Raw genomic sequence first — 20,845 nt, forward strand, 5'->3', positions numbered from 1 at the left:
AATCATGAAGAAGTCAAAGAAAACAGAACTATTTAACAGCCCCGCCAAGCGATTTATGTGGGTATTTTTGGCCATAAATTTACTAGGCTTTGGCACAAATGCAGTTTTATATTTTTTCAAACTACCTAATAAGGTGGAAACGATCCTAAACGCGGACGCGTTCTTTATAACGCTGGCCGCGATCTGCTATATCGTATTTAACGCAATGCTTTATTTTATTATAAAAATGCACTTCTTACTATCGACTAGAAAAGAGTAGAAATTTATAAAATATTATTGCTATTTTTATGTAATTTTATTTAAAATATACCTTTTATCTTTGATTTTATTTTATAAGATAGTATTTTAACAATATATATTTTATTATTTATTAAGTTTAAGGCGATATAATCATTTTAAATTTTTACGCAAAGGAGAGATGATGATAGTATCGATCTGCAACGAAAAAGGCGGCAGCGGAAAAAGTACGCTTGCCACAAACATAGCCATAAATCAAGGCATGGTAAAAGGCGAGTCACTTTTGCTGCTGGATACCGATCCGCAAAAGTCGATCGCCACGTTTTTAAATATACGAAACGAAGAGGGGCATCCAAAGGCATTTGATTTTGCTTACAAATACGGCGAAAATTTAAAAGAATTTCTGCAAAACGTAGATCGCAGCAAAGACATAGTCGTAGACACGGGCGGCCGAGATAGCAGAGAGATGCGAATAGCCATCGCTCTAAGCGACATCGTGATAATCCCGACCATTCCAAGCCAGTTTGACGTAAGCGTCCTAGACAAAATGGTCAATATCGTAAAAATGGCCAAAGAGCAAAACGAAAAGCTGCAAGCCTATATCGTAATAAACCGAGCCTCGACCAACCCGTTTTTATACAAGAAAATAGACAGCCTGAAAGCATTTATCGAGGAGCTTCAAGAGGATTACATAAGGCTAGCGGGCACGATCATATTTGAGCGCGAGCGCTACAAAATAGCCACACAACTAGGCTACGGCGTAGTCGAGATGAATGACGGCAACAAGGCGGAGCAAGAAATCAAAAACTTATGCGAAGAGATATTTTTAAAAGGGTGAAAAATGAGCATTTTATCGTTTTTTTAGTATAAATTTAGGAAATTTATTATTTTTAGTTTTGCGAAAAATTAAAAATAATGCTATCTTAATTTTTAATATTTCATTTTTTATTAAGATTAAGAGATTAGAATTTTAAAAAATAAAAGGGAAGAAAATGGACTTTAAAAGAGCAAGCAACTCTACGGACAAGCTAGAGGAATTTATAACTGGGGCGGACACGCAAAAAGAAGCGCCGGCAAAAAAGAGCAAAGTGGCGATAGGGACGAAATTCTCAAAGGAACTGGCCGTAAAAATACGAAAAAAATATCCGACGTATACGCTGGCCAAATTTATAGAGCTCGCCCTAACGACGCCGATACCGCATATAAAAGACGATGTGCTGATAACAATTTATGATCAGGCCAAATGGTTCAACACCAGCATGAGCGAGTTTGTGCGGTTTAAAATGGGGCTTATCGAGGCGCCGCAGCCAAACGATCCAAAGGACGTGCAGCATATAAAAAATTATATCGTATTCGTAAGTGATTCCAAGAAAGAGAAAATAAGGCAGATCGCAGAGAGCCTAGAAGTAAGCATCCTGACGTATTCAGACGTTAAAATTTTAGCCACATACGAGCTCAAAGATATTTTTACCTTTGACGAACTGATGCAGTTTAAAGCCGAAGCGAACAACTACGACCTAGATACGGACGAATACATCGCTATGAGAATAAGAGGATAGCGCAGAACCCGGCAATTTATTTGTACCGGGAATGCGTTGTTTTAAGATAATTTTAAGTCCCTAGAAGCCCTGTAAGCGACGATAAGGATCAAAGCGATAGGGTTATGCACCTAAAGCGACAAGAGGCGCAGTTTTAAGCCCCTATTCTTTCCGTTTTTTCATTCAAAATAAATTTGAACGAGTAGCCGACCACTGCTTTTTTATTGCCGTCAGCTATTCTTTTCTCAAAAAGAAGTTTTTTGAAATAGCTTTCATTTAATTCGTTTATAGACGGATTAATTACAAAGCGATCCAAATCGGAAGCGTTATATTTAGCCGGCGCACTCATAAATCTTTCAAAGTCGTCTCTATTAAAATTTACACACTTAAAGCCGTCTTTATCGGCTTTTACGTTTTCGTATTGATGCAGGAGTCGATATAAAGTCTTGGCAAATTTGCCCTTAATCGCAACAAAGTCGTTTAAATCTATTTTCATAAATTTAAGGGTACTGAATAAAATCTCAAGAGCAACCGGGTTTAATCTAAAACTTAATGATTGCTTATTTCTAAAAATCCGAATATCCGTAAAAAATACGCCTACGGTAGTTATTTCATCATCTTCGGTAATTTCGACACTCCTATAGATGGCAGCGCCGTCTTGCCCTAGAACTTTGGCTCTAAAATTCTTTACTTCATCGTTAAATCTGGTTTTATTCAGGCCGGACGGCATAAATCTACAAATTTCAGAGTAAGGCATTTCAATAAATTTGGCATTTTCAACATAGCCCATCTGCTTTGCATACCAGCAGATCGTAAAGAAAATATCATAATCCCTAGCCGTGAAATTAACCGGGAATAACACAGAGTTCATTTTGTTTCGAAAGACAAGCGTGCCGCTCTTTTCGGCTTTAACAACTCTACTGGCTTTTAACACGAAATCACCTTCCTCAAAATAGAAAGAAATTTCACTCATGTCTATACCTCGCAGTTTAAAGATTTAACTGCTATAATAGAGTAAATTTAATGTATTGCGACTTAAATTTTAAAAACACTTAATCAGGATCAATCCTTTTATCTAAAATTAGAGTTACAATGTCATTATTATTTTATAATAAGGGTTGTAAATGGAAAAAATCGTATGGCAAAATGACGTATTTAACGGCGTTACTATAGCTAAGCTTTTTGATGGGCCGCACAGCAAGGAAATACGCATAAATTTAGAAAAAGGCGCTCAAATGAAGGAACATAAGGCTCCTGGCGCTATCATGGTGCAGGTTTTAAGCGGCAAGATAGATTTCAGCGTTGGAGAAAATAGTGTTATCTTGGATACGCTAGATATGATTACGCTCGAGCCAAGTGTCATTCATGCTTTGACTGCTTTGGAAAATAGCATCGTAAGACTTAGCTTGAGCAAAAATGACGATGTAAGTAGGGTTTTTAGAGTCTTAAAAACTTAGTATCTGTTCTTGTGGTTTTTGCTATAAAGCTACCGATAAATAATTAGTCTATAGAATAGCTGTAGTGGTGCTACGCAAGGAAATTTTTGACACCAAAACAGGACAATGAAAAGAGCTTAATATAGGCAACTCTGCTGGGGCTTTGGCGGGATTGCCTACATTATGGTAGTTCAAAATTTACCATATTGGTATCGTTTCATAAGGTGTTTTAAGCCTTTTTAATAATCGGTTTGTCTCTAAGTGGCAGCGGCGAAGTCATTAATCTCCATAAAGCCTTATGTGTATAAGGTTTAGCTTTAAATTTTATAAAATTTATATAATAGCGCATAACTAGAAGCGCTTTTGTCAAATTTACTACATGGGCCTAAAAAATAAAGTAAAAACCAGATATATAAAAATAAGCAGATTTAAATTTAATGCTCGAAAATTTCTTAAATTATAAAAAACTAAGCTTTTGTCAGTCTGCATTAAAAATACAAATTTAAAACTATATAAAATTTATAGCCGTCAAACCGCTCAAAAAATCAAAATTCAAACCATCAAACTCTTTCAAGAAAAATTAATATAACATTTTAAGTTTAAGCTCTATTTTAACTATAGAATAATAAAATAAAAAGTTAATACTTTAAAATTTAGAAACATTATCTAATTTATTTGGTGCTTGTATTTAAAAAATATATAATATTTAAAAGTTGCAATAATTGCGTTATTTTGGCTACTTTAAAGATAAATTAAGCTAGCATGAATAGATAAAAATAACAAAATAGTAATAAAAAAATAAATAGAAAATTAAACTTTTAATTTAAATATCAGTTTAATTGCGCTATAGTTTCACTATTCAATTTCATCACAAGGAGTACCAATATGGGAACCAGAAGAGAACACGACTTCATAGGTGAGCTAGAGATAGCTGATAATGTATATTACGGCGTACAAACATTTAGGGCGCTTGAGAATTTTCATATGAGCGGACGACAGCTCAAAGACTATCCATATTTTGTAAAAGCATTTGCCCAAATCAAAAAAGCCGCAGCTCTGGCAAACAAAGAAGTTGGCGTTCTAGATGCGCAAAAAGCTGACGCTATCGCAAAAGCGTGCGACGAGATAATTGCGGGTAAATATTTAGATCAATTCGTAGTAGACATGATTCAAGGCGGTGCGGGCACTAGCACCAACATGAACTCAAACGAAGTTATCACAAACATCGCGCTAGAAAGCCTAGGACATAAAAAAGGCGAGTATCAGTACCTTCATCCAAATGACCATGCTAACCTCGGTCAAAGCACCAACGACTCTTATCCAAGTTCGATTAAAGTCGCTACCTATGCGAAATTAACAGATCTTTTAAAGGCTATGGAGCTACTAAAAAGTGAGCTAGAGGCTAAAGCAAAAGATTTTAAAGACATCATCAAAATGGGTAGAACCGAGCTAGAGGATGCCGTTCCTACCACTCTTGGCAACACATTTAACGCATTTGCAAGCTACATCAAAAGCGATATCGAAAAAATCACAGCCGCAAGAGAGACTATGGCTGTGCTAAATATGGGTGCAACTGCGATCGGCACGGGCATCAACTGCCATCCTGATTACAAAGTCGCCGTTCATAAAATTTTGAGCCAAATCACCGGCGTAAACTTCAAACCTGCAGACGATTTCATCGCAGCGACTCAAGACACTGCTGATTTTGTTCACGTTAGCGGCGCACTAAAAACTGCAGCCGTTCGCCTAAGCAAGATCGCAAACGACTTAAGACTAATGAACTCAGGCCCAAGATGCGGTCTTGGCGAGATAAATTTACCACAGATGCAGCCTGGCAGCTCCATCATGCCGGGTAAAGTAAATCCGGTCATCGCAGAGGTCGTAGGCGAGGCGTGCTACGAGGTAATCGGCAACGACGTAACCATCATGCTTTGCAGCGAAAGAGGCGAATTTGAGCTAAACGCATTTGAGCCAGGTATCGCTTACGCGCTATTCAACTCGATCTTTATCCTTGAAAATGCGATGAAAACCCTAGCCGAAAAAGCTATCAGAAAACTAACCGCAAATCCTGAGGCATGCTTAAAATCAGTACTTGGCTCAGTCGGTATCGTGACTGCGTTTAACCCATACATCGGCTACGAAAAATCTGCAAGCATCGCTAAAGAAGCGTTGCAAACAGGCAAAGCCGTAGGCGATATCTGCCTAGAGAGAGGATATTTGAAAAAAGAGGAGATAGATAAGATCCTAGAGCCTAAAAATATGCTAAACCCTCACATGGGTAAATAATTTAGAATAAAGTCGTGGAGCGCCGAAGTCAAATTTGGCGCCTTTTAAATTTAGTAAGTAAAAAAATCTAATACAAGGAGTTTTCCTATGGATATAATGCTGATTTTACAGATTATAGTCCTACTTGGAGGTATCTATCTAGGCGTTAGGCTAGGTGGTATGGGCGTCGGATATGCCGGCGGTCTTGGTGTCGTTATCTTGGCGATGCTTGGTATGAAAGTGGATATGAAAGATATCCCGATGGACGTTATTTTAATCATCGCGTCCGTTATTTCGGCCATCACTGCGATGCAAGTCGCGGGCGGACTTGATTATTTGGTTCAGGTCGCATCTAAAATTTTGCGCAAGAACCCAAAACAAATCAACTACCTAGCGCCTATCGTTACCTATCTGCTTACGATCCTAGCAGGTACTGGTCACACTGCGTTTTCTATGATCCCGGTTATCGTAGAGGTTGCTAAAACGCAAAACATCAAACCTAGCGCGCCTCTTGCGCTTTCGGTCGTTTCGTCTCAAGTAGCGATCACCGCCAGCCCTATATCTGCGGCTTTCGTTGCTATGACCGGCGTTTGCGAGCCTCTTGGCGTTAGCTATCCGATGCTACTTTTCATCTGCATATCTACCACTTTCGTAGCTATGATCGTTACAGCCTTTATCGTAAATAAATTTTACGATCTTGATCTCTCAAAAGACCCTATCTATCAAGACAGACTTGCTAGAGGCGCGGTCGCCGAGATCAAAGAGGTAGAGTATCAAGCTCTAAAACCTTATGCGAAAAGATCGGTTGCGATATTTGCCGTCGGCGTTTTAGTCGTCGTTTGCTATGCGCTCGTTATTTCAAAGAGCCTTGGCATCGTGGCAAAACCTATCCTATCTAGAGACGCTGCTATCATCAGCTTTATGCTTACTATCGGCTTCCTTATCGCTACACTTTGTAAGGTCGATACTAGCAAATTGCTTTCAACCAGCACTTTCCAAAGCGGTATGAACGCGTGCATATGCGTCATCGGTATCGCATGGCTAGGCACTACTTTTGTTAACGGACACATCGACAGCATCAAAGAGGTAGCTAAAAACGTCGTTACGCAGTATCCGTTTATACTAGCCGTCGCGCTATATTTCCTAAGCTGCTTGCTATATTCCCAAGCTGCAACCACTCGCGTTATGATGCCTGCGGTCGCTGCTGCGCTAGGTATGACTACGCCTGAAAACTCAGGTCAAATTTGGATCCTAGTTGCTTCATTTGCCGCTGTTTCAGGACTATTCGTACTTCCTACGTATCCTACGACTTTGGGCGCTATCGCTATGGACGATACCGGTACGACAAGAGTCGGTAAATTTGTATTTAACCACTCATTCTTCGTGCCTGGCACCATCATGGTTGCTCTTTCGGTTGCGTTAGCATTCCTCATCGCTCCTGTTCTTATCTAAGGATTTTAGAGCTAAATTTAGCCGAGACTTCGCTCTCGGCTTTTTTAAATTTAAGGACTTTTTCATGAAACGAATCGGAATTTTAGGCGGCATGGGACCGCTAGCTACGATAGATCTATACGCTAAGATCGTAGAACTCACAAACGCCGCAAAAGACCAGGACAACATCCCCATCGTAATCGACAACCATCCGCAGATCCCCGACCGCACGGCGTATATCCTGCACGGAGGCGAGGATCCGTTTCCTTTTATGAAAGAGTCCGCGACGAGGCTCAAAAACGCGGGCTGTGAGGCTATCTGTATAGCTTGCAACACGGCTCACTATTTTGCCAAGCGTCTAACCGACGAGTGCGGCGTAAATATCCTGCACATAGCTAAAATCGCGACCGCGTCGATAAAGTCAAATTTCCCGCACGCTAAAAAGATCGCCGTCATCGCCACCACCGGCACGACCGCGGCTAAAATTTACGAAAACGAGCTGATCGCCGCGGGCCTAGAGTGCGTAAAAATCCCCGAAAATTTGATGACAAACATCATGGACTGCATCTATAAAGGCGCAAAAGCAAACAAGCTAAAAGAGTACGTGGGTCTCTTTAACGACACGATCGCGGCTATCGAGGCTGACGCATATATCGCGGCTTGCACGGAGATACCGCTATTTTTACCGTACGCGACGAAAAAAGATAAATTCGTAGACGCCACCCTCGAGCTTGCTAAAGCAGCCGTCAAATTCGGCCTAGAAAAATAACCAAATTTGCGTCTAATCGGCGCAAATTTACCCCCCCTTAAAACAAATTTTTATAAAATCCAAGCTAAATTTAAAGGATAAACGATGAAATTTGGCGAATTTAAAAATGCAAAAACTTTGAGCCTGGCAAGCCTGCTTTGCGAGCAAAACCCGCAGCTAGCGGAGCAGATAAAGCAAAATGAGTTTTTATATATCTCTTGCTTTGAGGATAAAATTTTAGGCGCCGAAAACCTCGTTCGCTGCGAGATCGGCTCGGTTAGCTACGTGCTGGCGCTGCTTTGCAAATATTCACTCGACGCGGCTAAATTTGACGAGCAAACGCGCGAATACTTTGAGGGGCTTGACGAAGGATACCTAAGCGGCGAGTGCAACGTCGGTGAGGAGGAGTTTGAGCAGATCGCGGAGTTTTTAGATGAGTGCGAAAATATCGTGATCGATAGCTCCTTTTTGGCGCATTCGGACGCGAAAAACATATTCGAGTTTTTGCAAATGCTCGGTAAAAACGTCGTTTTGGCTGACGGCGAGCAGGGCGAGTTTAAAATGGACGGCAAGCTAACGCCGTTAAAAGAGCCTGAGAGCTTTGACGGAAGCGTCGTGTTTTTTATGGATGAGGCGGGCGGTTCAAATTTGAACGGTGAAACGAAAGAACTAATCGGCTCGGCGTCGTTTGCTGCGGCTGCGAAGGTAAAAGACGGCGATACAGTGTGCGTGCAGGCTAATGGCGCCGACGTTGTGGCTAAATTTAAGCTAGAGCCGCAGATGAAGGGCACGGTCGCGCTTTGTAGGGTGAAATTTAGCGGATACGCCTTTAAGCTGGTTAAAATCGTAAAAACGGTGCAGTAGCTAGCAATTTGGCGGATGGATTTATCCGCCGAGGCTATGTAAAATTTAATCTCAAAACTCGGCGTCATAACGTCAAATTTGACTCGGCAGGTATGGTTTTTGGCTGGAGGAGCGGGTAAAATTTGACTGCCGAACTAAAAACCGTTCGCAACCGCAACGCTTTAAAATCCAAATTTTCTCTTATGCCAAAGTTAAATTTAGGCTAAATAAAATTTAATTCAGATGCGTGAAATTTAGTAAAAAAATCGCCTCAAAAGCGCGTGATATTCGCTTTTATAGCGCTTTTTAAACGAAAAAGGGTATAATGGCCGCATGAGAAAATATTTTTTGATTTTTTTACCGATTTTGGCGTTTTCTTTTAGCCTGAGCGTAAATTCGGGCGCAGAGGACGGCAGGCCCTACACAGTGATAAACATCAGCGACGAGAAGGAATTCGTCTGCAAAGAGGAGATCCTCGCCTACGACCGCAAGCTGTATTTTTGCGATGTAGCTAGCGGTGCGCTGCCGAAAGTCGACGATAAAATTTTAGCCCTAGCTGAAGTTAGATTTCGCGAGGAAAAGGACGGTATGCGTATCTACGTCGTGCCGCGTGCGAGCTCCCGCCTGATCTCGTCTAACGAGCCTCTTTATGGCGCGCCCACAGTGCTGTTTAGTAAAAACGGCGGCGCAGCCAAACGCCACGCCATCGTGATAGATCAAAATTTAAGCGAATTTAAAAAGCAAACAAACGCGGGGATAAATTTCGCCCCGATATTTGAGCAGATGACCGCTCCTAGCGTCGGACCGCTCGATCTAAACAAAGCCCCGATAGAAAGCAGCGATAGCAACGACATAAATATGTACCTGGATGTGAAAAAAAGCTATGATGCCAAACGCTACGACGACACGATAGCCACGATCCAGACGGCGCTAAGGCGCTACCCAAACAGCATTTTTGCCAGCGAGTTTTTGCTATACAGACTGCGCGCTTTGGATAAAATTTTAGACTCGCAAAATAGCTTTGAAGGCCTTGGCGCGGCGGATGTCGCAAGCGAGGGTCGCGCGTGGATGAGGCGGTTCGTGTCGGACGAAAACTATCCCGAGGTGCTCTATCTAGTGACCAAAGCCTACCTCAGACAGGAGCTCGTTAGCGACGCGAACTACACGCTAGATATCCTCATGAACGAGCATCCAAACTCAAATTTTACCAAGCTAGCCGTCCTTGAGTTTGCCGACAGGCTCTACGTCACGGGCAGGCAGGACGAGGCGGTAAAGATGTACGAGGATGTGCTATACTCGGCGCAGACGCTAGATGTCGCTAGCCGTGCGGCTCTGAGCCTCGTGCAAGGCAGCATCGACAAGGCCAAATTTGACCGCGCCAAGGACTTTATGCTTAAAATCTTAAACAGAAATCAAGAGTACCTGCTAAACGACGCGTCCAAGCTAACGACGCTGGCTGGGGTATTTCACGAGAAAAATATGGACGATATCGCCGCGAGGATATATGAAATTTTACTCGCGCGCCTAAATAAAAACGACGATGAGTATGAAACCGTGCTAAAAAATCTAGGTATCGCACTAACGGGCACGCCAGACACGCAAAAAGCATACGAATATCTAAAAAGATACCAAAGCGAGTTTGCGGACGGACAGTATGCCGCTATCGTGCAAAATGCGCTAGATAAGCTATTTTTCGCTAGAAACGACGAGAACAACGCGACCAAGCTGCACGAGCACTACGACGCGCTCATCGAAAAATACGGTAAAACGGACGTCGGCGCCAAGGCGCTAAAAGAGCAGGTCGCGCTCTATCTAAAAGAGCGTAAATTTGACTCCGTCCTACGCTATACCCAGGCCGTGCGCGATCTAAACGATACGGACGCTAGTGCGGTATTGGATCAGGCGGCGTTAAATTTGGCAAATGAAGCCATCCGTCAAAACGACTGCGTTACGGCTGTAAATTTGACCGAAAACTACGGCGTGGGCGAGAAAATCGGAGCTAAATTTAAGCTCTTTGACTGCTATATGCGCCTTTCTCGCTTCGCCGCCGCGCACGAGCTCGCCTCGCAAAATATCCTTGCGCCAGACATGCTCGACCGCGTGGAGTGGCTCATCAAACTAGCCTCCGTTTTGATAAAGACGCAGAAGTATAACGACGCCTTGCGCGTAGCCGACGAGGCGCTGGCTATCGCGTCTAGGCAGGAGTATGCCGACGTCTCGCCCGTGCTTTTTTATAGATTTGAGGCGCTGATGGGGCTAGGCAGGCTCACAGATGCCGTCGCGACGATAACGGCCGTCGAGACGCTACGCAAAAACGACTTTAAAGTCATCGAGCTCTACGACCGCATGGCCGAGGCGACGTACGGCGCGAACGACTTTTTAAACGCGTCGGTTTACGCCAAAAAGGCGATCGACCTACAAAAACGCCTGCATATCGCCACCTTTAGCCCGAAAATCGACTTTGAGTACATCGGCTCACTAAGCAAGCTAGATAGGCTGGACGAGGCTTTGCAAGCCGCGCAAGATCTCGTAGATACGCGCCTAGATCCCGAAAATAGACTACGCGCGCTAGCTCAGATCTCGGAAATCTACATCAAACTAAAACGCGAAAACGAAGCAAAGCCGTATCTGCAGGAGTGCGTCAGCTCAAATTTGCAAAGCTCATGGAAGGCCATCTGCGCCGAGCAGATGAAGCTCGTGGAGTAAATTTATCCTTATTTTACTTTTAAGCCCGCTCAAATTTAGCCTGAAAACTCGGCTAAATTTGAGTCTGATCGCCGTAAATAGGCGGCGCGCTTCTAACCATTGCACTAGGGCTTGGCTTGTGCAGGACGCGGCGCTATCTTTTTATCCGTAGATATCTTACGGAAAACGGGTCAAATTTAAAGTGATTTGACATTAAATTTGACTTTTTGTCTGATTAAATTTGCCAAGCGGCGGCAAAACGTAAAATTTTCAAAACGTAGCTACGTTTTTGCTATCAAATTTAATCCCCAAATTTAGGCGCTTTACTACGTCAAATTTGGTTTAATTTCTAAAATAAGCGCTTGTAAAGGAGCTGGCCGTGAACGCAAAATTTCAAGCCGAGATGAAAGAGCTGGACGAGAAATTTGCCGCAATCTCTGAGGATGATAAAAGGCAGTATGATAGGCATAGATTTATCAGGCGGGCGGTTATGATGTACTGGTCGTCGACGTTTGCCTTTTTTTATCTTTTTTCGATCCTAGCGTCGTATATGGAGTCTTTTTTTATAAGCAACGGCATAGAATTGCCGCCTGAAGTTTTTAGCTACATTTGGGGTGCCGTGATGATAGTTGCGCCTATTTTCTGGACGATTTATGTTTTAAAACGAGATCAAACCAAACGATACAGCTATCTTTTTGTGAGGGATCAGTGGGATAGTTTTCTAGCCTTTAGGATAGAAAATTTTGCCAGCATAGTTTTGATTTTATATCCGGTTTTGCTTATTATCGGGTCGTTTTTCGTGAAGGATAGCGGCGGCGAATACGGCGATTATGCGTTTTTATATGGCCTTGTCGTAGCTCCGATTTGCTTGCTTGTTTTTGCGATATGCTACTCTCGCAACAAAAGCTCATATGAGCCCGCACCCGAAGCTGCAGATCTTCGCAGGGGGTCTGGCTTAGTAGCTCAAAGCGCGAAATCAGTAGAGGAAAGACTCGGCGAGCTAAACGACCTGGACGTGGAATTTGATCAAATACCTTGGGACCAAAAAACCGTTACGACGTGCATAGACTTATCAGGCGCGCTAGTATGGCGTTTATCGGGTTTGTGCTTATGGTTTCGTGGTTTGCGAGCTTTATAGGAAACATCTTAGGAGCTGCATACCTTGGTGTTGTGTTGATTTTGCCGTATTTTTTCACGAAAATTTACCTAAAAAGCCACCCAACTAAAAAATACAGCAAATTTTTTATAAAAAATCAGCGACTTTGCTTGGTGATTTTTACGGTTGGAAATTTAGCTAGTATTGCTTTGATCTTGTACCCGCTTGTGCTCATAGTAGCGGCTCTGATCGCTAGAAATGACGAAAAGACGGTGAGTTTGCTTTTGGATGGCTCAAACGTATTGTCGGCTTGTCTGGTTGTCTTTGCGGCATGCTATCTGTCTAACCGAAGTACGTATATACCAAAAGACGAAGCGTAATTTTGCAAATTTGAGGGGCGTTTGATACGGTTTTTGTGCTTGGTGCGGCGGTAAATTTAAGCGGCACGGACACGGCTTGTTTTTTGGGGCTTGGTCAAATTTGCGGCGCATGATAAATTTGATAGGTTTTGTAAAATTTAGACTGTTTAAATTTGGCTTTAAATTTTACTGCGTCTTTTATTTTGGATTTGCGAGCAAGCTTAAATTTGATGAGACTAGAATTAACAAGCAAATTTAAAACCGCTTTAAAATTTGGATTAAACTGCAAACAAGATCAAATTTGACCGTAAAAACCGAGCATAAATTTGAAGTAAGAGTAAAAAGGTGCTTTGCAAATGGGTTTAAATTTGACGAAGCGGCAGCTAAATTTAAGCAGTAAATCGCTCAAATTTAGCCGGCTTTTGGGTCAAATTTAAAAAATCAGCCTCTCGTCGTCTTGTTTAATTAGCGTATCTTGCGCGTCTTGTTTCGGTACCGGCGAGATCTTCGTATAGACTTCGATCAGGCCCTCGTACGCGGTATGAAAGACGCCCTCTGGCTCGATGAAGGTTTTTTGTTTTAGCGGATACTCCTTCATATAGCTTTCCATAAATTTCTTAAACACCGGAGCCACCGTGCGTCCGCCGCCCTCGACCTTTCTCATCGGCGTGTTGTCGTCGTTGCCGTACCATACTACTACCTCGACCTCGGGCGTAAATCCGCAAAACCACGCGTCGATGTTGTTGTTCGTCGTGCCGGTCTTGCCGGCGACCTGCACGCCGTTTAGCCTGGCGCTTTGTCCCGTGCCGCGCTCCACGACCGTTTTCATCATATCTGTCATCAGATAGGCCTGCTCGGGCTCGGTGACGAACGTCCGCTCAGGCTCAAAAACCGCTTCTAAATTTTGATAGTTTATGATGCGTTTGATGAGGCTTGGTTCCACGATCTCGCCGCCGTTTGGAAACATCGAGTAAAATTTAGCAAACTCCAATGGCGAGATGCCAAAGCTGCCAAGCGCGATGGAAAGGTTTTTAGGGATGTTTTTAAAGCCCATCTCGGATAGCTTTTTATAAGCCGTATCAAGCCCGATCTCGTCGAGTAAATTTATCGTGGCGAGGTTGCGCGACTGACGCAAGGCCTCGCGCAGCGTGATATAGCCCTGAAAGCCTCCGCTATAGTTTTTCGGACGCCACTCGTACTGGCTACCTTCGTTAAAGACTCTTGAAATGTCCGCGGCCTTGCTCATCGGCGAGTAGCCCATATCTAGGGCGATCTGGTAGATAAAAGGCTTAAAGCTAGAGCCTGGCTGGCGCATACTCTGCGTGGCGCGGTTGTAGCTGCTTTTGGCGTAGTCTACGCCACCTACTAGCGCGAGGATCTCGCCGGTTTTTGGTAGCGTAACGACGATAGCGCCGTTTAGGATACTGGCGTTTGCGTCCTTGTTACGTTTTAGTATCTCGTTGTAGCCGTATTTTAGCGCCTCGGACGCCATATCTTGCACCTTTAAATCGACACTGGTTTCGATGACGTAGCCGCCGGTTTTTATATCCTCAAAGCGCTTTGAGGCCTCTTTTAGCACCTCGTCCACGATGTACGGGGCTTTGTTTTGCGTGAGCGTATCGTCAAAGACTACGGGCTGCTCGACTAGCGCGGCCTTGTACTCGGCGTCGCTGATCCAGCCTAGCGCGTTCATCCTTGATATAACGTTGTTTGCGCGGCTTAGCGATAGATCTAGGTGGCGAGTCGGGTCGTAAGTGCTGGGCGCTTTTGGTAAGCCCACTAGGATAGCAATCTCTTTTAGCGTGAGCTCGTTAAGCTCCTTTCTAAAGTATCCCTTTGCTGCGGTTTTTATGCCGTGATAGCCGTGCCCTAGATAGACGTGATTTAGATAGCGCTCTAAAATTTGCTCTTTGGTTAGCTCGTTTTCCAGCTTCATCGAGATGATCATCTCTTTTAGCTTACGGGTTAGCTTTTTTTCTCTGGTTAATACCATGTTTTTAACGAGTTGTTGCGTGAGCGTGCTAGCGCCCTCGACTAGTTTGCCCGCCTTTATGTCCTTAACGATAGCTCGCGTGATGGCCTCGGGATTTACGCCGCCGTGCTCGAAAAAGCTCGTATCCTCGATAGCTACCAGTGCCTCGATGACGCGCGGTGGGATGTCCTCGTACTTGACGTAGATCCTGTTTTCGTCAAAGATATTTGCGATGAGCTCGCCGTTTCTATCGTAAATTTGAGTCGTGAGCTTTGGCTTGAAGTTGATGATATTTGACGCGTCAAAGGTGACTTGCGAATAAAGATAAACAAATGCCGCGCTCAGCGAAACAAAGATAATAAATAAAATCGAAGCTAGAATTCTCATAAAAAGGCCTTTAAAATTTTCACGTTTAGCCCCATTGCGGTGCTAGTTTCGCCGTTTTGGCTTAGGATGTATTTTTTGTTGAAATTTTCTATCGTCATGGCTCCGGCCTTGCCCTGCCATAGATCTCCCGATAGGTAGTTTTGTAGGTCGGCTTCGTCAAATTTAGCAAATTTATACTCGGCAAAGCTGACGTTAAAAAGCTCGAATTTCTCGCCCAAAAATATCATCGCGGTTACGATCCTAGCAGTGCTCCCGCTTTGCATTTGTAGCATTTTTAGCGCCTCTTGCTTGTCTTTAGCTTTGCCTAAAATTTTACCGCCACATACTACGACGCTATCGGCAAAAACGACGTTTTTTACGTTTTCGTTCGCCTTTAAAAATTGCTCTTTTTTTGCCGCAACGATCTTTTGGACGTAGACGTGCGGTGGTAAATTTTTATCTACGCCGCCCTCGTCATAGTCGAAAAAAACCTGCTCAAATTTAACGCCGTGATCTCGCAAAACCTTAGCTCTAGTAGCCGAGCTCGAAGCCAAAATAATCATCAAAACTCCCTATATGCTATGCCAAGATACGCCGCCAGCAGCGCAAACGCGACGTTTAGCGGGATGAAATAATAAATCGTAACGATGAGGTTTTCGTGAAGCTCGATGTATTCGCTATTTTGCAGGGATTTTGAGGCTTTGTTTAGGCGGTACGTGACGTAAATGACGTTTAAAAATAAAAATCCCCAGATCGCCCATTTCGTCGTTAAGATCGTGTTTAGCATAGGATCGGCATTTTTGATCGCATTTTGTTTAGCTAGTATCGCGCCTGTTATCCCCATAACTATGATAGAGCTATAAACGGCATAGCCCAAGCGCTTTAACATAGAGATCATCATTTGATATTTTTGCGTATCGCCCTCGATATTTTTCATAAAAAATTTAGCGATGAGTAAAAAATTTGCTTGAAATCCGATAAAAACTACCACTGAGAGAATATGGATAAAGGGTAGGGCGTTGCTAATCTTTGCAAAGGCTATGTTAAATTCGGGCATTCGTCCCCTTTGATCTAAAATTTTCTCGCGCTAAAGCAAATTTGACGGCGGTAAAACTCGGCGCCAAAATACGCGAATAAAATAAACTCATAAACTTATATTTTCCTTTAAATTTTATCTCGGCTCACAAAATGCAAATTTTGAATTTGCTTTGCGGCGTCAAATTTGATCTTGCCACAACCAGCTCAAATTCGCTTTTAAATTTCATGCCGCAAAACTGCGGTCAAATTTAAGCAGTTTTCTTAAATTTGACCTATGCGAGCTTATTTTTCAAGCCTCGTTTTAGCAAACTCAAACGCCTGCCTGATCGCGTCTTCGATCGCAAGCACGTTTTTACCGCCTGCAGTGGCGAAATCATCCTTGCCGCCGCCATTTCCGCCTAAAATTTGAGCTGTAAATTTGACCCATTCGCCCGCTTTCAAATCCGCGTTTTTCACGCCTGCAGCTAGCGCGATTTTGCCCTCTTCGTTTACTTGTACGAGCAGGATCGCGGCCTTTTCGTTCTCGTTTTTAAACTCGTCTATCGTTGTCTTTATATCGCCGCCGTCAATCACCGCGACGCAAAGCTTTGTCTCGTTTACGTTCACCACGGCTAGCGCGTGTGCGTCTTTTGCCTGCCTAGATTTATCTTTTAGGCTTTTTATCTCGGCTTTTAGTTTTTTTACCGCGTTCATAGGCTCGGCGCTTTTTAGCTCGGTTTTTAGCTCTTCGATCTCGCCGCGCCAGGCTTTTGCGAGATTTAGCGCGGCTTTAGAGCATACGGCCTCGATCCTGCGTACGCCCGCACTCACGCCGCCTTCTTTTGTGATGAAAAACGCGCCGATCTGGCTTAAATTTCCCACGTGAGTACCGCCGCAAAGCTCCTTGCTAACCTCGCCGAAGCTTAGCACGCGCACTTTATCGGCGTATTTTTCGCCAAATAGTGCGATTGCGCCGCTATTTTTGGCGTCCTCGATGTCCATTATCTCGGTTTTCGCCTCTATATTTTCGCTAATCGCGGCATTGACAAAATTTTCGATCTTCGTTAGCTCCTCTGCCGTTACGGCTTTTGGATGCGAGAAGTCAAATCTGAGTCTGTTTGCTTCGACGCTAGATCCGGCCTGCGCGATATGTGTTCCTAGAATGCTTCTAAGCGCAGAGTGGAGCAAGTGCGTGGCACTGTGATGGCGCGCGATCTCGGCTCTTTGCTCGCTTACTTTTAGCTTCACGGAGTCGCCGACTTTAAGCTCTTTTTTAACCGCGACGTTTGATAAATTTAGCCCAAAAAACTTCTGCGTATCTAGTACGTCGGCTGCGCCCGCGATCTCGCCGCTATCGCCCGCTTGTCCGCCGCTTTGCGCGTAAAAAGGCGTCACATCAAACATCGCCCAGCCTTGCTCGCCTGCTTTTAAAATTTGGGTTTCTTTAAAGTCCTCGTCAAGCAGCGCTAAAACCTTGCTCGTGCGCTCAAGCTCCTCGTAGCCGCTAAATTTATTTTCGCCGAATTTCTCTAAAAGCGCCTTAAAATCGCCCTTTGCGCTCTTGTCGCCGCTGCCTTTCCAAGCAGCCTTAGCGCGCGCTTTTTGCTCGCTCATTAGCTCGTCAAATTTAGCTTCATCGACTTTGAGTCCTTTTTCGCGTAGCATGTCGGCCGTGAGGTCTAGCGGGAAGCCGAATGTATCGTAAAGCTTAAACGCTGCCTCGCCGCTAAAAATATCTTTCGTGCGCGCTAGCTCGCTCTCAAAAAGCTCGAGTCCGCTCGCTATCGTGGCTAAAAACCTCTCTTCTTCGAGTCTGATTTGCTCTTTTACCGCCGCTTTTTTCTCATTTAGGTAGGCGTAGTGGCCGCCCATTAGCTCGCAGACTTTATCGACGAGGCGGTACATAAAGGGCTCTTTTATACCTAGCAAATATCCGTGTCTGATCGCGCGGCGCAGGATACGGCGAAGCACATATCCGCGACCCTCTTTGTCAAATGTAGTGCCCTGAGCCAGTAGGAAAGTCACCGAGCGGATGTGATCGCTGATGACGCGGTAGCTAGCGCCGCTCTCGTAAGCGTACGGCTTGCCACAAAGCGCGGCTACTTCGTTTATAAGTGGCATAAAAAGCGAGCTGTCGTAGTTGCTAAATTTGCCTTCCATTATCGCCGTGACGCGCTCAAGCCCCATGCCTGTGTCGATGCTAGGTTTTGGTAGCGGGGTTAGCTTGCCGTCACTACTGCGCTCGTACTGCATGAAAACCAGGTTCCAAATTTCAAGAAATCTGTCGCCGTCGCCGCCCATGTAGTCCTCAGGCGTGTTAAAATGCTCGCCGCCTTGGTCGTAGAATATCTCCGAGCACGGTCCGCATGGCCCCGTATCGCCCATCTGCCAGAAGTTATCGTGATCGCCAAATCTATAAATGCGCTCCTTTGCGATGTGCTGTTCCCATAGCGCAAACGCCTCGTCGTCGCTCTCGTGAACCGTGACATACAAGCGGTCTTTGGGTAGTTTTAGCACCTGCGTGACGAATTCCCATGCATACGCGATCGCGTCTTTTTTAAAGTACTCGCCAAAGCTAAAATTTCCGAGCATCTCAAAAAACGTGTGGTGGCGTGCGGTGTAGCCGACGTTGTCTAGGTCGTTGTGCTTGCCGCCTGCGCGGATGCAGGTCTGACAGCTCGTGCGGATCGGCGGGGTAGGGCGCGGTACTTCGCCGGTGAAAATACTCTTAAACGGCACCATGCCGGCGTTTGTAAAAAGTAGCGTAGCGTCGTTTGGCACTAGCGGCGCTGACGGGATGACCTCATGACCTTTGCTTGCGAAAAAATTTAAATAAGCTTCTCTAATATCCATCGTTTTATTCCTGATTAAAGTTTTAAAATAGGGCTGATTTTAGCATAAATTTGATAAAACTTGTTTGAGGCCTGCTATAAAAAGGCGTTGGTAAAATTTAAAAATCGCTCGCATTATCCGTTTAATTACTATTTTTTACTATAATTGCCTAAAAAACATTAAATTTTGGAAAAAATATTATGAAAAAACGAGTTGCGATAATAGGATTTGGAAACGACGCGAAGCACTACTATAACGAGCTTCGTCGCTCCGAGCACTTCGAGATGGCGGCGATTTTTGACGGCGTTAAAAATAGCGAAATTTGCGGACGGATTCCTTTTTACGATAATATAAACGACCTTTTGGACTCCGTACGGATCGACGCTATTATCGTCACTGATACGCATAAATATCTAAATTTGATACCAAAATGCCTAAATTTTATAAAATTTATTATGCTTGATCCTTGGCTTTGCAAATCAGGCGAGATAAGGGAGCTAAAATACTGCTTTAAATCCCAAAATATAGGCGCTTATGTGGCTTTTACTGATAGATTTAATCCCGTTATCGCCTCTATAAAAAAAGAACTCGCCAAAGAAAAAGATATTTTTTCGATAAATATCGCTCGAGGGTTTAGTAGGGGTGTAAATTTGCAGCTTGAAATTTTACAAAACATCGATGTCGCAAGATTTATAACCGGTAGCGAGATAGTCTTTAGCAATAAAGTTTCAATCCAAAACGACGACAAAAGAAGCGAAACAGACTCGCTTTTCCAGCTTAAATTTAAAAACCAGACGCTAGCTAGTATCCACAACTCAAAGCGCTTTAAAGCAGAACGCTTTACGATCGAATTTGCCGCGAACGGGGGCGTGTATTTTGGTGATATGCTGGGCCTTAAGCTAAACAAATACACACTCGACGGGCAGCAAAATTTGAAAGTTTACGGCGACGTTTCGCCGATTAAAGCGTTGCTTAACGAGTTTTATCAGGCATGTTGCGGCGCAAAAAGCGATCTAAGTACGCTCGAAGACGCACTAAAGGCTCAGGAGGTTTGCGAATGAGGCTAATTTTACTACTAAATATGGGCGGACCAAACGACCTTAGCGAGGTTGAGGTGTTTTTAAAAAATATGTTTAACGATCCGTATATCTTGGGGATAAAAAGCCCGCTTTTGCGCAAATTCGTAGCGTTTATGATAACCAAATCTCGCCTAAAAACCGCGCAAAATAACTACCGCCAAATCGGCAGCAAATCGCCTATCTGCGAGCTTACGGCTAGGCTTTGCGGTAAAATTTCGCATTTTTTAGAGGACGACGAGACGGCGACATTTGCGATGAACTATACGCCGCCTTTTGCAAAGGACGTTTTGGCTGAGTTTACGGAGGCTTCGGAGGTCGTCGTTTTCCCTCTCTATCCGCACCATTCGTTTACGACCGTAACGTCTAGTATAAGCGACTTTGAAAAGGCGCGAGCCGAGCTAAATTTAAAGGCGAAAGTAAAAATCGTCGAGCCGTTTTTTGAGGATGAGAGATATAACGAGGTTGTCGCGGATGACATCGAAAAAGCTGCAAGTAATCTAAACTCGGGCGAGATAACGCTGGTATTTTCGGCTCACTCTTTGCCGCAAAAGATGGTCGATGCGGGCGATATATATGAGGAGCACGTCAAGCGTCATGTTCAAATTTTAACCGAAATTTTGGAGAAGCGAGGGGTTAAATTTAAGCAAACGATGCTGGCATATCAATCAAGACTCGGTCCCGTAAAATGGCTCGAACCCTCGCTAAATCAGGTCTTAGCCGAGCTAAAAGATAAAAAAGCGCTCATCTATCCGATCTCGTTTTGTATCGACAACTCTGAAACCGTTTTTGAGCTTTCAAATGAATTTCGTCATATCGCCAGTGAGTTAAATTTTGATTTTTATGACGTCGTGGGCTGTCCAAACGATAGTGAAAAATTTGCTAAATTTATAGCAGACAAAGCTAAGGAATAAAATTTGCTTGCTATAGCATATCTTTTATAA

Annotated in this window: 18 protein-coding genes; 13 read left to right on the plus strand and 5 right to left on the minus strand. The window is 43.9% G+C overall.

What is annotated here, in order from left to right:
* The first annotated feature begins 55 nt into the window (after positions 1 to 55).
* The 3 genes from CSUNSWCD_RS08260 to CSUNSWCD_RS08270 all read left to right on the plus strand — a co-directional run bounded on the left by CSUNSWCD_RS08260 (position 56) and on the right by CSUNSWCD_RS08270 (position 1,796).
* A complete protein-coding gene (locus CSUNSWCD_RS08260; RefSeq protein ID WP_009495780.1) occupies positions 56 to 259 on the plus strand; it encodes a hypothetical protein in 204 nt (67 codons plus the stop codon).
* A gap of 162 nt (positions 260 to 421) precedes the next feature.
* A complete protein-coding gene (locus tag CSUNSWCD_RS08265) occupies positions 422 to 1,075 on the plus strand; it encodes an AAA family ATPase (RefSeq protein ID WP_009495782.1) in 654 nt (217 codons plus the stop codon).
* A 154-nt stretch (positions 1,076 to 1,229) separates the two neighbouring features.
* Positions 1,230 to 1,796 (plus strand): hypothetical protein, encoded by a 567-nt coding sequence (locus tag CSUNSWCD_RS08270; RefSeq protein ID WP_009495784.1) that lies wholly within the window; start codon positions 1,230 to 1,232, stop codon positions 1,794 to 1,796.
* 133 nt (positions 1,797 to 1,929) lie between these two features.
* Here CSUNSWCD_RS08270 and CSUNSWCD_RS08275 read toward each other — a convergent pair whose 3' ends face one another.
* Positions 1,930 to 2,748, minus strand: a complete 819-nt coding sequence (locus CSUNSWCD_RS08275; protein ID WP_009495786.1) for a replication initiation protein — start codon at positions 2,746 to 2,748, stop codon at positions 1,930 to 1,932.
* Between the two features lie 151 nt (positions 2,749 to 2,899).
* Between CSUNSWCD_RS08275 and CSUNSWCD_RS08280 the strand changes: the two genes are divergently transcribed.
* The 8 genes from CSUNSWCD_RS08280 (at position 2,900) to CSUNSWCD_RS08315 (ending at position 12,659) form a co-directional block, all read left to right on the plus strand.
* Complete coding sequence (locus CSUNSWCD_RS08280; RefSeq protein WP_009495788.1) at positions 2,900 to 3,232, plus strand: cupin domain-containing protein; 333 nt, start codon at positions 2,900 to 2,902, stop codon at positions 3,230 to 3,232.
* Between the two features lie 864 nt (positions 3,233 to 4,096).
* Positions 4,097 to 5,497 (plus strand): aspartate ammonia-lyase, encoded by a 1,401-nt coding sequence (locus tag CSUNSWCD_RS08285; RefSeq protein WP_009495793.1) that lies wholly within the window; start codon positions 4,097 to 4,099, stop codon positions 5,495 to 5,497.
* An 87-nt stretch (positions 5,498 to 5,584) separates the two neighbouring features.
* Positions 5,585 to 6,928, plus strand: coding sequence for an anaerobic C4-dicarboxylate transporter (locus CSUNSWCD_RS08290; RefSeq protein WP_009495795.1), 1,344 nt, complete (start codon positions 5,585 to 5,587; stop codon positions 6,926 to 6,928).
* Positions 6,929 to 6,992: 64 nt separating this feature from the next.
* Complete coding sequence (gene cuyB / locus CSUNSWCD_RS08295; protein ID WP_009495797.1) at positions 6,993 to 7,676, plus strand: cysteate racemase; 684 nt, start codon at positions 6,993 to 6,995, stop codon at positions 7,674 to 7,676.
* 84 nt (positions 7,677 to 7,760) lie between these two features.
* Positions 7,761 to 8,519: a hypothetical protein gene (locus CSUNSWCD_RS08300; RefSeq protein ID WP_009495799.1), complete on the plus strand. Its 759-nt coding sequence runs from the start codon at positions 7,761 to 7,763 to the stop codon at positions 8,517 to 8,519.
* 312 nt (positions 8,520 to 8,831) lie between these two features.
* Complete coding sequence (locus tag CSUNSWCD_RS08305) at positions 8,832 to 11,204, plus strand: tetratricopeptide repeat protein (protein ID WP_009495801.1); 2,373 nt, start codon at positions 8,832 to 8,834, stop codon at positions 11,202 to 11,204.
* A 358-nt stretch (positions 11,205 to 11,562) separates the two neighbouring features.
* Positions 11,563 to 12,321: a hypothetical protein gene (locus CSUNSWCD_RS08310; RefSeq protein WP_009495805.1), complete on the plus strand. Its 759-nt coding sequence runs from the start codon at positions 11,563 to 11,565 to the stop codon at positions 12,319 to 12,321.
* Entirely contained in the window at positions 12,270 to 12,659 is a 390-nt protein-coding gene (locus CSUNSWCD_RS08315; protein ID WP_157788747.1) for a hypothetical protein, read from the plus strand. The genes CSUNSWCD_RS08310 and CSUNSWCD_RS08315 overlap by 52 nt, the downstream gene beginning before the upstream one ends.
* Before the next feature lie 412 nt (positions 12,660 to 13,071).
* On the opposite strand, the gene CSUNSWCD_RS08320 is transcribed toward CSUNSWCD_RS08315, so the two are convergent.
* From CSUNSWCD_RS08320 to alaS, 4 genes are all read right to left on the minus strand, one after another.
* Complete coding sequence (locus CSUNSWCD_RS08320) at positions 13,072 to 14,997, minus strand: transglycosylase domain-containing protein (RefSeq protein WP_009495811.1); 1,926 nt, start codon at positions 14,995 to 14,997, stop codon at positions 13,072 to 13,074.
* Positions 14,994 to 15,539, minus strand: coding sequence for a septum formation inhibitor Maf (gene maf, locus CSUNSWCD_RS08325; protein ID WP_009495813.1), 546 nt, complete (start codon positions 15,537 to 15,539; stop codon positions 14,994 to 14,996). The genes CSUNSWCD_RS08320 and maf overlap by 4 nt, the downstream gene beginning before the upstream one ends.
* Positions 15,539 to 16,033, minus strand: a complete 495-nt coding sequence (locus tag CSUNSWCD_RS08330; protein WP_009495815.1) for a hypothetical protein — start codon at positions 16,031 to 16,033, stop codon at positions 15,539 to 15,541. The genes maf and CSUNSWCD_RS08330 overlap by 1 nt, the downstream gene beginning before the upstream one ends.
* Positions 16,034 to 16,296: 263 nt before the next feature.
* Positions 16,297 to 18,846, minus strand: coding sequence for an alanine--tRNA ligase (gene alaS / locus CSUNSWCD_RS08335; protein ID WP_009495817.1), 2,550 nt, complete (start codon positions 18,844 to 18,846; stop codon positions 16,297 to 16,299).
* A gap of 179 nt (positions 18,847 to 19,025) precedes the next feature.
* Between alaS and CSUNSWCD_RS08340 the strand changes: the two genes are divergently transcribed.
* Positions 19,026 to 19,886 (plus strand): Gfo/Idh/MocA family protein, encoded by an 861-nt coding sequence (locus tag CSUNSWCD_RS08340; RefSeq protein WP_009495819.1) that lies wholly within the window; start codon positions 19,026 to 19,028, stop codon positions 19,884 to 19,886.
* A complete protein-coding gene (hemH, locus tag CSUNSWCD_RS08345) occupies positions 19,883 to 20,815 on the plus strand; it encodes a ferrochelatase (RefSeq protein ID WP_034964693.1) in 933 nt (310 codons plus the stop codon). The genes CSUNSWCD_RS08340 and hemH overlap by 4 nt, the downstream gene beginning before the upstream one ends.
* Positions 20,816 to 20,845 lie beyond the last annotated feature (30 nt).

It is taken from the genome of Campylobacter showae CSUNSWCD (assembly GCF_000313615.1).
GTDB lineage: Bacteria > Campylobacterota > Campylobacteria > Campylobacterales > Campylobacteraceae > Campylobacter_A > Campylobacter_A showae_A.

What these genes read in the sequence shown, in the direction of transcription:
- CSUNSWCD_RS08260 (WP_009495780.1), top strand. Translation starts at nt 56, where the DNA reads ATGTGGGTATTTTTGGCCATAAATTTACTAGGCTTTGGCACAAATGCA.
- CSUNSWCD_RS08265 (WP_009495782.1), top strand. Translation starts at nt 422, where the DNA reads ATGATAGTATCGATCTGCAACGAAAAAGGCGGCAGCGGAAAAAGTACG.
- CSUNSWCD_RS08270 (WP_009495784.1), top strand. Translation starts at nt 1,230, where the DNA reads ATGGACTTTAAAAGAGCAAGCAACTCTACGGACAAGCTAGAGGAATTT.
- CSUNSWCD_RS08275 (WP_009495786.1), bottom strand. Translation starts at nt 2,748, where the DNA reads ATGAGTGAAATTTCTTTCTATTTTGAGGAAGGTGATTTCGTGTTAAAA.
- CSUNSWCD_RS08280 (WP_009495788.1), top strand. Translation starts at nt 2,900, where the DNA reads ATGGAAAAAATCGTATGGCAAAATGACGTATTTAACGGCGTTACTATA.
- CSUNSWCD_RS08285 (WP_009495793.1), top strand. Translation starts at nt 4,097, where the DNA reads ATGGGAACCAGAAGAGAACACGACTTCATAGGTGAGCTAGAGATAGCT.
- CSUNSWCD_RS08290 (WP_009495795.1), top strand. Translation starts at nt 5,585, where the DNA reads ATGGATATAATGCTGATTTTACAGATTATAGTCCTACTTGGAGGTATC.
- cuyB (WP_009495797.1), top strand. Translation starts at nt 6,993, where the DNA reads ATGAAACGAATCGGAATTTTAGGCGGCATGGGACCGCTAGCTACGATA.
- CSUNSWCD_RS08300 (WP_009495799.1), top strand. Translation starts at nt 7,761, where the DNA reads ATGAAATTTGGCGAATTTAAAAATGCAAAAACTTTGAGCCTGGCAAGC.
- CSUNSWCD_RS08305 (WP_009495801.1), top strand. Translation starts at nt 8,832, where the DNA reads ATGAGAAAATATTTTTTGATTTTTTTACCGATTTTGGCGTTTTCTTTT.
- CSUNSWCD_RS08315 (WP_157788747.1), top strand. Translation starts at nt 12,270, where the DNA reads ATGGCGTTTATCGGGTTTGTGCTTATGGTTTCGTGGTTTGCGAGCTTT.
- CSUNSWCD_RS08320 (WP_009495811.1), bottom strand. Translation starts at nt 14,997, where the DNA reads ATGAGAATTCTAGCTTCGATTTTATTTATTATCTTTGTTTCGCTGAGC.
- maf (WP_009495813.1), bottom strand. Translation starts at nt 15,539, where the DNA reads ATGATTATTTTGGCTTCGAGCTCGGCTACTAGAGCTAAGGTTTTGCGA.
- CSUNSWCD_RS08330 (WP_009495815.1), bottom strand. Translation starts at nt 16,033, where the DNA reads ATGCCCGAATTTAACATAGCCTTTGCAAAGATTAGCAACGCCCTACCC.
- alaS (WP_009495817.1), bottom strand. Translation starts at nt 18,846, where the DNA reads ATGGATATTAGAGAAGCTTATTTAAATTTTTTCGCAAGCAAAGGTCAT.
- CSUNSWCD_RS08340 (WP_009495819.1), top strand. Translation starts at nt 19,026, where the DNA reads ATGAAAAAACGAGTTGCGATAATAGGATTTGGAAACGACGCGAAGCAC.
- hemH (WP_034964693.1), top strand. Translation starts at nt 19,883, where the DNA reads ATGAGGCTAATTTTACTACTAAATATGGGCGGACCAAACGACCTTAGC.